The organism is Sodalinema gerasimenkoae IPPAS B-353, assembly GCF_009846485.1.
GTDB lineage: Bacteria > Cyanobacteriota > Cyanobacteriia > Cyanobacteriales > Geitlerinemataceae > Sodalinema > Sodalinema gerasimenkoae.
This window is the reverse complement of record NZ_ML776472.1, coordinates 1,101,443-1,112,827: the sequence shown is the minus strand read 5'-3', so window position 1 is coordinate 1,112,827 and position 11,385 is coordinate 1,101,443. Positions and strand designations below refer to the sequence as shown.

Here is an 11,385-nt window from a genome sequence, read left to right as displayed (position 1 = left end):
AACCCTTCAAGTCCTGGCATAGAGTGTCATTGCCTCCGAAACCGGCAGCCGAGAGCGTACCCCCAAGGTTAAGGGTGAGGTATGCCCTCGGCTGAGGTGTTCTGAGGCCGCACAGCCAATCATGGCGGCATTATCGGTGCAGTAGCTCATCGGGGGAAAGAGAACCCGTAACCCTTGCGCCTCAGCCGCCGCCGTTAGGGCCGTCCGTAAGCCCCGATTAGCTGCCACCCCGCCCCCGACGGCGATGGTGGTTAAGTTATGGTCTAGGGCGCAGCGGAGGGTTCGTTTGACGAGCGATCGCACCACCGTTTTTTGGAAACTGGCGGCCAAGTCTGCCACAGGGAGTTCTGCACCGGTTGCCTCTAGTTTTTGCACCAAGCGCATGACAGCCGTTTTCAAGCCACTATAGCTGGCATCATAGGGATGAATCCCCCCACCGGGGAGTTTGACTCGACCTTCCGGCAGCGGAAAAGCGTCCGGGTTTCCCTCTTGTGCTAAGCGATCAATCTCCGGTCCCCCTGGATAGCCCAACTTGAGCAAGCGAGCCACCTTATCAAAGGCTTCCCCCGCTGCATCATCCCGCGTTTGCCCTAGAGTCTCATAGTCGCCACAGGTTTTCACGTGAATTAAGCTAGTATGCCCCCCAGAGACTAGCAAACAGAGAAATGGCGGTTCCAAGCTGGGGTCTGTCAGATAGGAGGCATAGAGATGTCCTTCGAGATGATGCACCCCGAGAAAGGGCTTCTCATGGACAAGGGCTAGGGTTTTGGCGGCCATCACCCCAACCAGTAACGACCCCACTAAACCGGGGGTGCAGGTGGCGGCAATGCCATCGAGTTGACTCGGATGAAGATTCGCCTGGTCTAAACTTTGGGCGATCGCCTCACCGAGCAATTCTAAATGTTGACGGGAGGCCACCTCAGGAACCACCCCTCCATAACGACGATGAGTTTCAATTTGAGATGTAACAATACTACTTAAAACTTGACGTTTTTTAACAATTGCTACGGCAGTTTCGTCACAACTTGTTTCAATAGCCAGGATTGTGGTCATTTACTCTGAAAGGCTCTCCAGGAAGCGATATCTTTTATGATAGGATGCTAGCCAGATATCTTTGACAGTGACCCCGATACTGACATCGCGGTCATCAAAGATATCATTTTAAGTTTTGATATCCAAGGAAAGCATTCTTATGCGACGACTACTAGCGCTGGTACTGACAGCAGTTCTTTGGTTCAGCTTTGCTCCCACCGCTTCTGCCGACGTGGCGGGTCTGACTCCCTGTAACGAGAGTCCTGCCTTTATCGCCCGGGCCAAAGCCGCAACGACTGAGCAAGCCAAACAACGCTTTGAACTCTATGGACGCGAACTTCTCTGCGGAGAAGAAGGCCTTCCCCACCTAATCGTGGATGGTCGCTGGAGCCATGCCGGAGAATTTCTGATTCCTGGCGTGCTATTTCTCTACATTGCTGGCTGGATTGGCTGGGCAGGTCGGAGTTATCTCATTTCGATTCGTGGCGAGAAATCCCCTGAAGAAAAAGAAATCATCATCGACGTTCCCCGCGCCCTTCGTTTCTCCCTCTCTGGCTTTGCTTGGCCCCTAGCTGCCTTCAAAGAAATCACCACTGGAGAAATGTTTGCCAAGGAGAATGAAGTTCCCATCTCTCCCCGCTAGACCCGGCTAACGTTCCTTTTTGAAAACCACGGAGTGACTTTATGAAAGACCTACAAAGATATCTGTCAACGGCTCCTGTTTTGGCCGCCGCCTGGATGTTTATTACAGCGGGAATTTTGATTGAATTTAATCGCATTTTCCCCGATTTACTATTCCACCCTCTTCACTAATCAGGATTATTAATCCTTTGTTTCCATGAGAGTTGCAGACCCAACCCCCCCGGTTGGGTCTTTTTCGTTGTTAGCCCCCCTGAAGTAAACAGGCCACCGCCACCCCGAGGACAGAGCCAATAATGACCTGAAATGGGGTATGTCCCAAGAGTTCCTTAAGACGAGCCTCGTCAAATTCTATCTCCTCACGAAAGAAGGCATCAATCATTTGATTGAGAACCCGAGCCTGCTTCCCAGCCGCTTGGCGAACTCCGGCCGCATCGTACATGACAATCACCGCAAACACCACGGCAATAGCAAAATCAGGACTATCCCACCCCAAACTCTGTCCCACCCCCGTTGCCAGGGCCGTCACCAAGGCTGAATGAGAACTGGGCATTCCCCCGGTTTCAATCAACACCCGTCCATTGAAACGACGATGTTGCACTGCATAGAGCAGTAACTTCGATAACTGAGCAATAAAACAGGCAGCGAGTGCCACCACTAAAATGTGATTATTGAAAACCTGCGCCAAATTTTGCATAGCTTCCCTTAGTACTGGCGACGGATAATAAACTCAGCAATTTCCACCAAGGGACGAGCCGCATCACCAAAGGATTGTAGAGCTGACTTAGCATTGGCGATCGCCATTTCTGCCTGTCGTTTCGACTCTTCCAATCCCCATAAACTCGGGTAGGTCGCCTTTTGCACCTTAGCATCCTTGCCAGCCGTCTTACCTAAAACCTCCGATGATGCCGTTACATCGAGGATATCGTCCACAATCTGAAATGCCAAACCGATCTGATAGGCATAGCAAGACAAATGCTCAACCTCAGTCGCCGAAGCCGCCGCCAACAACGCCCCAGAGACAACACTGGCTTCTAGGAGAGCCGCTGTTTTATGAGTATGAATAAACTGGAGGGTTTCTAAGGAAATATCCGGTTTCCCTTCCGACTCTAAATCCACAATTTGTCCGCCAACGAGTCCAGCCGCACCCACGGCCCGGCCTAAACGAGCCACCACCTTGAGGATATTGGCCGGGGGGACATCTCGGGTTTCCACAGCGATATGCTCAAAGGCATAGGCCAGGAGTCCATCCCCAGCCAGAATCGCCACATCATCACCAAATACCTTGTGATTCGTGAGTTTCCCACGGCGATAATCATCATTATCCATCGAGGGGAGATCATCGTGGATGAGGGACATGGTATGGACCATCTCCAAGGCACAAGCCGTCGGCATGGCCATTTCCCGCGTCCCACCGACCAGTTCACAGGTGGTTAAACACAAAATTGGGCGCAGACGCTTGCCTCCGGCTAAGAGGGAATAGCGCATCGCCTCGTAAATTCGTTCCGGGTAAATGACCGGAAGTGCGCAATCGAGCGCAGCTTCAACTAACGTCTTCCCCTCCGCCAAATAGGTATGCAGATCAAACTGCGCGTCCCGAGGCGAGTTCCGGTCGTCCGTCATTACCATCCCTTTATCCTTTTTCTGCATCATGTCTGACAAGAGGCTTCCGTGCGATCGCGTCTCCACAAAAACCCCCATGACTAGGCTACCAGACTGTTTGACATCCTCATGGCCTAAAATTTGCAAAACCTTCGGCCAGCCCCACAAAAAAAGTGGCCCCCAACTAGGTAGGGGCCACTCAGAACCGTCATAACATCTAACTGATTGAAGCTTAACCTTAAACCCAAGGGTAAGAGCTTAAGTCTCCAACAGCCGCCTCTAGTCGAGGGGATTCAGGTTCAGAACCGGTTCAGTTTCACGGTCAAGACCCGATTCAAATCCACCTGCCGCCGCGCGAGCGCGTCCAGCGTGCCACAAGTGACCCACCAGGAAGAAGAAGGCGAGAATGAAGTGAGATGCCGCCAACCAAGCACGGGGGTTAACGTAGTTAAACCCAGAGTTCGGCTCGGTAATAATTCCACCCACAGAGTTGATGGAACCGTTGGGAGCGTGAGTCATGTACTCAGCCGCGCGGCGAAGTTGCCAAGGCTGAATATCATTTTTGAGTTTGTTGAGGTCAAGACCATTCGGACCACGCAGAGGCTCCAGCCAGGGGCCACGGAAGTCCCAGAAGCGCATGGTTTCACCACCGAAGATAATCTCACCGGTAGGAGAGCGCATCAGATATTTACCCAGACCAGTCGGGCCTTGGGCTGAACCAATGTTGGCACCGAGTTTTTGGTCACGAGCCAAGAAGACAAAGGATTGAGCCTGAGAGGCTTCAGCGTTGGTGGGACCGTAGAACTCGCTCGGATAGGCAGTGTTGTTAAACCACACGTAAGCCGAAGCGATGAACGCCATCAGAGACAGCGCACCCACACTGTAAGAGAGATACGCTTCACCAGACCAGATGAAGGCACGACGTGCCCAGCCAAAGGGTTTGGTGAGAATATGCCAAACACCACCAGCGATGCAGATTAAGCCAACCCAGATGTGGCCGCCGATGATATCTTCCATGTTGTCCACACCGATGATGGACCCCACGCCACCAAAGGGTGTTTTAACGAGGTAACCGAAGATGACCGAGGGGTCAAGGGTGGGGTTGTTGATGACACGAACGTCACCGCCACCGGGTGCCCAGGTATCATAGACACCGCCAAAGAACATGGCCTTAGCAACCAACAGCAGCGCACCGCATCCGAGAAGGATGAGGTGGAAACCGATAATGTTGGTCATTTGGTTTTTGTCCTTCCAGTCGTAGCCGAAGAAGGAGGAATACTCTTCTAGGCGCTCGGGACCGCGAACGGCGTGGTAAATACCACCGAGTCCGAGAACAGCAGACGAAATTAGGTGAAGAACACCAATTACAAAGTAGGGGAAGGTGTCAATAACTTCACCACCCGGGCCAACGCCCCAGCCTAGGGTTCCCAGGTGGGGGAGCAAGATGAGACCTTGCTCGTACATGGGTTTTTCGGGAACGAAGTGAGCGACCTCGAATAAGGTCATCGCACCAGCCCAGAAGACAATCAAGCCAGCATGGGCAACGTGAGCGCCGAGTAATTTACCCGACAGGTCGATGAGGCGAGCGTTCCCAGACCACCAGGCAAATCCTGATGATTGTTGGTCACGTCCGCCACTGATCATGGCAGTGTTGAACGATGTTGTCACGAGGTTTAACCTCCTCTAAATCTAACGTGCGTCCGGGCGAGACATCTATTGAGCGCAAGTCCCTCTAGATGTCTCTCAAAGCAAGTGGGAAAGGTTGGGGTAAGACTGGGGGGCATCAATGACCTGATGCTAAACCCCACAGTAGCAAACCCAACAGCCATAAAACTGAGGTAACTCAGAATTACAGGGCGTTACCGCGAGGCAGAACCTCCTCGGGGAACTCAAAGTTTTGGTGGGGTTGGTCAGTCGGAGCCATCCAAGCCCGAATCCCTTCATTGAGAAGGATATTCTTGGTGTAGAAGGTTTCAAATTCGGGGTCTTCAGCAGCGCGAATTTCTTGGCTGGTGAAGTCATAGGCCCGCAGGTTTAAGCCAAGTCCGACAACACCGATGGCACTCATCCACAGTCCCGTCACAGGAACAAAGAGCATGAAGAAGTGTAACCAGCGTTTGTTGGAGAAGGCAATCCCGAAAATCTGAGACCAGAACCGGTTGGCGGTCACCATGGAGTAGGTTTCTTCGGCTTGGGTGGGTTCAAAGGCGCGGAAGGTGTTGGCACCTTCACCATCTTGGAAGAGGGTGTTTTCCACAGTTGCACCGTGAATGGCGCACAGAAGTGCCCCACCGAGGATGCCGGCAACGCCCATCATGTGGAAGGGGTTGAGGGTCCAGTTGTGGAACCCTTGGAAAAAGAGAATGAAACGGAAAATGGCCGCCACACCGAAGCTAGGAGCGAAGAACCAACTCGATTGTCCCAGGGGATAGAGAAGGAACACGCTCACGAACACGGCGATGGGACCGCTGAAGGCGATCGCGTTGTAAGGACGCAATCCCACCAGACGGGCAATTTCAAACTGACGCAGCATGAAGCCAATCAGTCCGAAGGCGCCGTGGAGGGCGGTAAAGGTCCAAAGTCCACCGAGTTGGCACCAGCGGGCAAAGTTCCACTGGGCTTCGGGACCCCACAGGAACAGCAGGGAGTGACCCAAGCTGTCAGGGGGGGTGGACACGGCAACGGTCAGGAAGTTGCAACCTTCGAGGTAGGAAGATGCAAGACCGTGGGTATACCAGGATGTGACAAAGGTGGTTCCGGTGAGCCAACCGCCGACGGCGAGGTAGGCACAGGGGAACAGAAGAATACCGGACCAGCCAACAAACACGAAGCGATCGCGTTTGAGCCAGTCGTCGAGTACGTCGAACCAGCTTCTTTCTGGTGCGCGACTTACAGCGATGGTCATAATATCGTCAAGCCTCCTTGCTTTGAAAAATGGTGCAAGGTTTTAATTAAGTTAACATAAGTATATACTATGCCACCAAGTTCCCCAGAATGCTACCCGAGTTTCTAAGAAAGTTGCCGGAATTGCCTCTCAAAGCTGGGACTGAACGAGTTAAAATACATTAAGAACTTTTCAATTCTGTTGTGCTTGAAGCGTTCGTATCACATTTAATATTTTTTGTCAAGATTGAAACGAGCTTTTTTAGACATTAGTTAGGATTCACTATGACCGCACAGACTGTCACAACGAGCGATCGCGCACTAACCCAGCCCGTCCTCGGCTCTCGACGCTTCAGTAACTACTTTTGGGCAACCGTCGTGTCAGTGGGCGGTATCGGCTTCCTGCTGGCCGGGATTTCCAGCTACACCCAGGTGAATCTACTCCCCTTTGCCAACCCCACGGAACTCATTTTCGTCCCTCAGGGGCTGGTGATGGGCCTGTATGGCTCCGCCGCGATTCTGCTGGCCACCTATCTCTGGTTCGTGATTCTCTGGGATGTGGGCGGTGGCTACAACGAGTTCAACTTGGAGAAGGGAAAGGTGACTGTCTTCCGGTGGGGCTTTCCCGGCAAGAACCGCCGCATCGAAATCACCTGTGATGTGGATGCCATCAAATCCATCCGAGTTGACATTAAGGATGGTGTGAATCCCAAGCGTGCCTTATACCTACGAGTCAAAGGAATGCGGGATATCCCCCTAACACGCGTCGGCCAGCCTCTATCCTTAGCGGAAGTGGAAAATCGGGCCGCCGAGTTGGCACGTTTCCTGAGCGTTCCTCTCGAAGGCTTATAGAATTAGTATTTGCTTCAGTCCAATTTCATTGGTCACAGACTCATGCAACCTTTGACCCAATCCCAAGACCGTTGGTGGCGGCTCCGTTTAACCCTGTTACTGGTCTTCAGTATGACGATACTGGCCAGTTGCACCCAAGCCAACGATCTGGCGGATATCTCTCCCACCCCGGCGTCAAATGTCCAAGAAACCGTGGCGACAACTCCTCGTTTAGAGGGAATGGCAACCGTTGTTATGGTGGTCAATGGTGGCTCTGTCATCATTGACGTGAATGGAGAAGATGCTCCCATCACCGCTGGAAACTTCGTCGATTTGGTTCAGAAAGGGGTCTATGACGGAACCCGCTTTCACCGAGTTGTCCGAGAACCTGAGCCGTTTGTGGTTCAAGGGGGAGATCCCCTCAGTGCTGATCCTGATGTTCCGGTGTCTCGTCTGGGAACTGGGAACTATGTCAATGCTGAAACCGGTGAAGCTCGCTATATCCCCCTGGAAATTAAACCCCAAGGTGCCGGTGAGCCTGTCTATGGCGAAACCCTAATGGCCGCTGGGGTGCGAGAGGCGCCTCTGTTGCCCCATCGTCGGGGGGCCGTGGCTATGGCGAGATCGCAATCCCCCAACTCTGCCTCAGCCCAGTTTTACTTTGCCCTGGATGATTTAAGTTTCCTAGATGGGAACTATGCCGTCTTTGGCTATGTGAGCGAAGGCATGGAGGTGGTGGATGGCATCCAACAGGGGGATCTCATCCAATCGGCCAGCGTTCGTGATGGGGCCGAGTTTCTCGTTCAGTAGTGGCGCAACCGAGCTTTAATCTGCCATCCCCCTGTTCCGTTGTGGTGACGGGAATGGGGGGCTGCTCCAGTTTAGGAGACTTGCCCCAGACCTGGCATTACCTGCTCCAGGGTAAATCTGGCCTGCGTCTGCAACAGCCGTTTCCCCAATTGCCCCTCAAACCCCTGGGAATGCTTCATGGCCATCCCAGTTCCTTAGAGCAGATCATCACGGAGGTGGTTCGACATACCCTAACGAATGCCGGATTAACCCCTCCCTTACCAGATTGTGGCATTGTCGTAGGGTCTAGTCGGGCCCAACAGGGGCGACTGGAAGCCTTGGCCTGCCAAATGAGCCAGAACGGGTCTTTGGATGCTCTAACATCTTGGTATAGCGCCCTCCCTTATACTCCAGCCACCCTCGCTGCTGCTCAATGTGGTAGTCAGGCCGTGGTGTTGTCCCCCATGGCCGCCTGTGCCACGGGAATTGGGGCGATCGCCCGAGGGGTACAGTTAATCCGGGAGGGAACCTGCGATCGCGTTCTTGCCGGGGCCGTTGAAGCCCCCATCACCCCCCTCACCCTGGCCAGTTTCGAGCGCATGGGGGCCTTAGCGCGACAGGGTTGTTATCCTTTTGATCGCCAACGGGAGGGCCTGGCTCTGGCTGAGGGGGCGGCCCTAGTTCTTCTGGAACGGGAAGACATTGCCCTGGAACGGGAGGCTCAGATTTACGGGGAAATTCTCGATTTTGGCTTAACCGCCGACGGCTATCATGTCAGCGCCCCGCAACCCGAGAGTTTAGGGGCGATCGCCGCCGTCAAACAATGCTTAGAGCGCAGTGGCCTCAATCCCCAGGAGATTGACTATATCCACGCTCATGGAACCAGTACCCAGCTCAACGATCGCCGTGAAGCTGCCTTGATTCAATGGCTCTTCCCCCAAGGGGTTCCCGTGAGTTCCACAAAAGGGGCAACCGGCCATACCATTGGCGCTTCTGGGGCCTTGGGCGTGGCGTTTTGCCTCCTAGCCATTCGCGATCGCCAACTTCCCCCCTGTGTGGGCCTGCGAGATCCCGAATTTGACTTAGATCTCATCACCCATAGCCGCCAACAGGATTGCGATCGCGCCCTCTGTCTTAGTTTTGGCTTCGGTGGACAAAATGCGGCGATCGCCCTGTCTCGCTATCCCCAAACCAGTTAATCCAAACCCCTTAAAACTCAATCCCCAGTTGCGCCGGAACTCCCTGAGAAATGGGATGCTTCACCCGCGTCATCTCCGTCACCAAATCCGCCGCCTCAATCAACTCCTCAGGCGCATAGCGGCCCGTCGTCGCCACATGACACAGAGGGGGACGGGCCTGAATCGCCGCCAACACCGGTTCTACCTGCAACTGCTTATTTTTCAGAGCGATATGCAGTTCATCCAACACCACCAGAGAAATCTCGGGGTTCTGAATATACTCCACCGCCTGTTCCCAAGCCGCCGCCGCCATCTGGCGATCTTGTTCAGGGTTTTGAGTTTCCCAAGTAAAGCCGCCTCCGAGGGTATGAATGTTCACCGGAAAGCCCTGTTGCGAGAGTTTTGTGAGTAAGAGGCGATCGCCATCGGGATAGGCCTCGGAGTTTTTCACAAACTGAACCACCGCACAGGGGAGATCATGGGCCAAATGACGATACACCAAATTCATGGCACTACTGGTTTTCCCCTTTCCCAAGCCCGTAAAGAGGACATATAACCCTTTTTCCTGGCCCTGTCGCGCCTCATGGGACTTATCCTTCGCCGCCTTAATCTTCCGTAGCCGCTCCTGTTCCTTGGCACTGAGTGCCTCCGTCTGAGAATGAGTCGTCATCTAGCCCCTTAAAACCTCAAAGTTGCAAATACCGACGAATCGGCATTAAATCCACATAGTCTTCCATCAATTGTGCCATGTCATCGTAAAGCTGCCGTTGTACCTCCTGCCAACTCTCCCGAGCCGGTTGATAGCCCTCAACCCCTGCCAAATCCATCAGATAGCGACGCATCGCCCCAGACTCAAACAGGCCATGTAAATAAGTCCCCAACAGGCGATCGCCCTGCATTCCTTCAGCCACCCCATTCGCCCGCAACAGGGGGGTATCAACCCGTTCCCCAGCGGCCCGAGGAGACGGTGACGTTTGGCCCATATGAATCTCATAGGCTTGCCAAGACTCATCCTGCCATTGAGCCAACACCTGACGCACGGATTTCTCAGGTGCAAACTCTGTCATGACCGGTAACAGTCCCAAACCAGGAACCCGGCCCACATCACCGGCCACCCCCGTCGCATCCAGCAGCCAATCCCCCAACATCTGATAGCCCCCACAAATCCCCACCACCGGAACCCCTCGTTGATGCGCCTGAACAATGGCTGTGGCCAGGCCCGTTTCCCGTAACCAAGCCAAATCCCGTAATGTGTTCTTACTCCCCGGTAACACAATCAGCCGCGCCTCTTGTAACCCTTGCGGGGTTTGTACCCATTTCACCTGTACCCCTTCATCCAAGCGCCAAGGTTGACTATCTTGAGAATTGGATAAATGGGGGAAGCGAATCCAAGCCAAAATCTCCCCAGTCCCTGTTTCCAACTCCTCCGCCTCTCGACAAAGACTGTCCTCACTTTCGGGTTGTAGATTCCCCTGATAGGGCAAGGTCCCTAAATAGGGGAGTTTGGGCAAATGTTGGTGAAAATACTCTCCCGCCTCGGCAAATAAGCCTAAATCACCGCGAAACTTATTCACCACCAGTCCCAATCCCAACCCTTGCAGGGCCGGAGGTATCAATTGATAGGTTCCCAAGGCCTGAGCAAAAATCCCCCCCCGTTCAATGTCTCCCACCAAAAGCCAGCGCCCCTGAAGATAGGTTACTGGACGTAGGTTGACAATATCCCGCTCCATTAAGTTCAGTTCCACGGGACTCCCGGCTCCTTCGAGAAGCAACACATCACAGCAGGATTGCCAAGTGTCTAACGTCTCAGCTACCACCTGCCAAAGAGTCTCGATATGGCGGTAATAGAGTCGTGCCGGAATATGCTCCTTGGCTTCTCCGAGTAGTACTAATTGGGAGATGCCATTTCCCGAGGGTTTCAGGAGAACCGGGTTCATCTCCACCTGGGGTTGTCGGCCACAGGCGAAGGCTTGAGCGGCTTGGGCCCGTCCTATTTCACCTCCATCAAGGGTGACGTAGGAGTTATTGGACATATTCTGAGATTTAAAGGGAGCGACGTTGACCCCTTGACGGTATAACCAAGCCCCTAAAGCCGTCGTTAGCCAGCTTTTTCCTGCGTTGGAGGAGGTTCCGAGAATGGAAATGGCTTTCATAAGCAAGGTATTTTTTTTATTACTTTAGTTTCGGTAAGAATTCTGAGAAGGAACTGACTTCAACCCGGTTGTACGACCATGGGGTTCAGTAATTTTCGGGATACAAAACCCATTACTGTAGGGGCATAAACTACCCTTAGCCCCTCCCAGGAGGGGAAATTTTTCGCCCCTCCAAATGTTTCAATGAAGCCAAAATCTACGATATCCCATTCAAGACATCGGCAACTCTTGTAGCCAAAATAACGGCAAGAGGGTATGAGTTTTGCTAAAGTCTGAGT

Annotated in this window: 12 protein-coding genes; 5 read left to right on the top strand and 7 right to left on the bottom strand. The window is 53.3% G+C overall.

The annotated features are described in order from the left end of the window. Positions 1 to 6: 6 nt before the first annotated feature. Positions 7 to 1,053: a tRNA (adenosine(37)-N6)-threonylcarbamoyltransferase complex transferase subunit TsaD gene (gene tsaD, locus L855_RS04870; RefSeq protein ID WP_159784878.1), complete on the bottom strand. Its 1,047-nt coding sequence runs from the start codon at positions 1,051 to 1,053 to the stop codon at positions 7 to 9. Between the two features lie 139 nt (positions 1,054 to 1,192). Between tsaD and L855_RS04865 the strand changes: the two genes are divergently transcribed. Together L855_RS04865 and psaJ are read left to right on the top strand one after the other, a co-directional pair. After that, positions 1,193 to 1,675: a Photosystem I reaction center subunit III gene (locus tag L855_RS04865; protein ID WP_159784875.1), complete on the top strand. Its 483-nt coding sequence runs from the start codon at positions 1,193 to 1,195 to the stop codon at positions 1,673 to 1,675. Positions 1,676 to 1,716: 41 nt separating this feature from the next. Beyond that, positions 1,717 to 1,845 carry a photosystem I reaction center subunit IX gene (gene psaJ, locus L855_RS04860; RefSeq protein ID WP_159784872.1) on the top strand — a complete coding sequence of 43 codons (129 nt, stop codon included), beginning with the start codon at positions 1,717 to 1,719 and terminating at the stop codon, positions 1,843 to 1,845. 70 nt (positions 1,846 to 1,915) lie between these two features. On the opposite strand, the gene L855_RS04855 is transcribed toward psaJ, so the two are convergent. The 4 genes from L855_RS04855 to psbD all read right to left on the bottom strand — a co-directional run bounded on the left by L855_RS04855 (position 1,916) and on the right by psbD (position 6,178). Then, the gene (locus tag L855_RS04855) at positions 1,916 to 2,368 is read right to left on the bottom strand and encodes a divergent PAP2 family protein (protein ID WP_159784869.1); all 453 of its coding nucleotides are present in this window, start codon (positions 2,366 to 2,368) and stop codon (positions 1,916 to 1,918) included. Positions 2,369 to 2,376: 8 nt separating this feature from the next. After that, entirely contained in the window at positions 2,377 to 3,300 is a 924-nt protein-coding gene (crtE, locus tag L855_RS04850; protein WP_159790965.1) for a geranylgeranyl diphosphate synthase CrtE, read from the bottom strand. A gap of 252 nt (positions 3,301 to 3,552) precedes the next feature. Then, complete coding sequence (gene psbC / locus L855_RS04845; protein ID WP_159790964.1) at positions 3,553 to 4,917, bottom strand: photosystem II reaction center protein CP43; 1,365 nt, start codon at positions 4,915 to 4,917, stop codon at positions 3,553 to 3,555. 205 nt (positions 4,918 to 5,122) lie between these two features. Continuing rightward, positions 5,123 to 6,178, bottom strand: a complete 1,056-nt coding sequence (gene psbD, locus L855_RS04840; protein ID WP_159784867.1) for a photosystem II D2 protein (photosystem q(a) protein) — start codon at positions 6,176 to 6,178, stop codon at positions 5,123 to 5,125. Between the two features lie 263 nt (positions 6,179 to 6,441). Here psbD and L855_RS04835 point away from each other — a divergent pair, with 263 nt between their 5' ends. Genes L855_RS04835 through L855_RS04825 form a run of 3 tightly spaced genes read left to right on the top strand, consistent with a single transcriptional unit; the run spans position 6,442 to position 8,975 of the window. Continuing rightward, the gene (locus L855_RS04835) at positions 6,442 to 7,008 is read left to right on the top strand and encodes a photosystem I assembly protein Ycf4 (protein WP_159784864.1); all 567 of its coding nucleotides are present in this window, start codon (positions 6,442 to 6,444) and stop codon (positions 7,006 to 7,008) included. A 42-nt stretch (positions 7,009 to 7,050) separates the two neighbouring features. Beyond that, positions 7,051 to 7,797 (top strand): peptidylprolyl isomerase, encoded by a 747-nt coding sequence (locus L855_RS04830; protein ID WP_159784861.1) that lies wholly within the window; start codon positions 7,051 to 7,053, stop codon positions 7,795 to 7,797. Continuing rightward, positions 7,797 to 8,975 (top strand): beta-ketoacyl-ACP synthase, encoded by a 1,179-nt coding sequence (locus L855_RS04825; RefSeq protein WP_281349479.1) that lies wholly within the window; start codon positions 7,797 to 7,799, stop codon positions 8,973 to 8,975. Before L855_RS04830 ends, L855_RS04825 begins: the two co-directional genes overlap by 1 nt. 10 nt (positions 8,976 to 8,985) lie before the next feature. Here the strand turns inward: L855_RS04825 and L855_RS04820 are convergent, their stop codons facing one another. Together L855_RS04820 and L855_RS04815 are read right to left on the bottom strand one after the other, a co-directional pair. Beyond that, positions 8,986 to 9,624: a cob(I)yrinic acid a,c-diamide adenosyltransferase gene (locus L855_RS04820; RefSeq protein ID WP_159784858.1), complete on the bottom strand. Its 639-nt coding sequence runs from the start codon at positions 9,622 to 9,624 to the stop codon at positions 8,986 to 8,988. A gap of 16 nt (positions 9,625 to 9,640) precedes the next feature. Then, on the bottom strand, positions 9,641 to 11,107 hold the full coding sequence (locus tag L855_RS04815) for a cobyric acid synthase (RefSeq protein ID WP_159784855.1): 1,467 nt from the start codon (positions 11,105 to 11,107) through the stop codon (positions 9,641 to 9,643). Positions 11,108 to 11,385: the final 278 nt, after the last annotated feature.

What these genes read in the sequence shown, in the direction of transcription:
- tsaD (WP_159784878.1), bottom strand. Translation starts at nt 1,053, where the DNA reads ATGACCACAATCCTGGCTATTGAAACAAGTTGTGACGAAACTGCCGTA.
- L855_RS04865 (WP_159784875.1), top strand. Translation starts at nt 1,193, where the DNA reads ATGCGACGACTACTAGCGCTGGTACTGACAGCAGTTCTTTGGTTCAGC.
- psaJ (WP_159784872.1), top strand. Translation starts at nt 1,717, where the DNA reads ATGAAAGACCTACAAAGATATCTGTCAACGGCTCCTGTTTTGGCCGCC.
- L855_RS04855 (WP_159784869.1), bottom strand. Translation starts at nt 2,368, where the DNA reads ATGCAAAATTTGGCGCAGGTTTTCAATAATCACATTTTAGTGGTGGCA.
- crtE (WP_159790965.1), bottom strand. Translation starts at nt 3,300, where the DNA reads ATGGTAATGACGGACGACCGGAACTCGCCTCGGGACGCGCAGTTTGAT.
- psbC (WP_159790964.1), bottom strand. Translation starts at nt 4,917, where the DNA reads ATGATCAGTGGCGGACGTGACCAACAATCATCAGGATTTGCCTGGTGG.
- psbD (WP_159784867.1), bottom strand. Translation starts at nt 6,178, where the DNA reads ATGACCATCGCTGTAAGTCGCGCACCAGAAAGAAGCTGGTTCGACGTA.
- L855_RS04835 (WP_159784864.1), top strand. Translation starts at nt 6,442, where the DNA reads ATGACCGCACAGACTGTCACAACGAGCGATCGCGCACTAACCCAGCCC.
- L855_RS04830 (WP_159784861.1), top strand. Translation starts at nt 7,051, where the DNA reads ATGCAACCTTTGACCCAATCCCAAGACCGTTGGTGGCGGCTCCGTTTA.
- L855_RS04820 (WP_159784858.1), bottom strand. Translation starts at nt 9,624, where the DNA reads ATGACGACTCATTCTCAGACGGAGGCACTCAGTGCCAAGGAACAGGAG.
- L855_RS04815 (WP_159784855.1), bottom strand. Translation starts at nt 11,107, where the DNA reads ATGAAAGCCATTTCCATTCTCGGAACCTCCTCCAACGCAGGAAAAAGC.